Source organism: Methylocella tundrae (genome assembly GCF_901905185.1).
In the GTDB taxonomy this organism is placed as follows: Bacteria; Pseudomonadota; Alphaproteobacteria; order Rhizobiales; family Beijerinckiaceae; genus Methylocapsa; species Methylocapsa tundrae.
Genome location: NZ_CABFMQ020000016.1, coordinates 1 through 434, shown reverse-complemented (window position 1 = coordinate 434; position 434 = coordinate 1). Strand labels below are relative to the sequence as shown.

At 45.2% G+C, this 434-nt stretch carries 1 pseudogene; it reads right to left on the bottom strand.

Going from position 1 to position 434, the window contains the following annotated elements:
- A pseudogene (locus MPC4_RS03660) lies at window positions 1–434 on the bottom strand (aromatic ring-hydroxylating dioxygenase subunit alpha); the annotation flags it as partial.

Below are 434 nucleotides of genomic sequence, written 5' to 3'. Positions count from 1 at the left end.
ACCTACTTCAATGTGGACATTACTTGGCGCAAAGAAGTGGCAACGTTGCCAACGGTCGACAGGTACATCATCTGCTAAATGATTGCCGCGAAGGGCCATTTGCCAAAATGGAGGTGCGATCACATTTTCCATATAGCGTTCGGTAATGACATGGTCACCCTCAACTTTAGTCACTGGCAGGGCTTCATCAATTTCTTTTTGCCCAATACTGCTTGAGTGAACATAGGTCTCATGGGTTAAATCCATTAGGTTGTCGATCATTAGGCGATAGTCGCACTGAATGTGAAACAAGCCTCCGCCATAGCTCCATTCAGGATGATCTGCCCATTCTAAAGTTGGCAGTTTTGCTTCATCTGCTAAAGCCTTTTCACCTGGCCATACCCAAATAAAGCCGAACTTTTCAACAACTGCATATGCTTTGTTGCAAGGGAAAC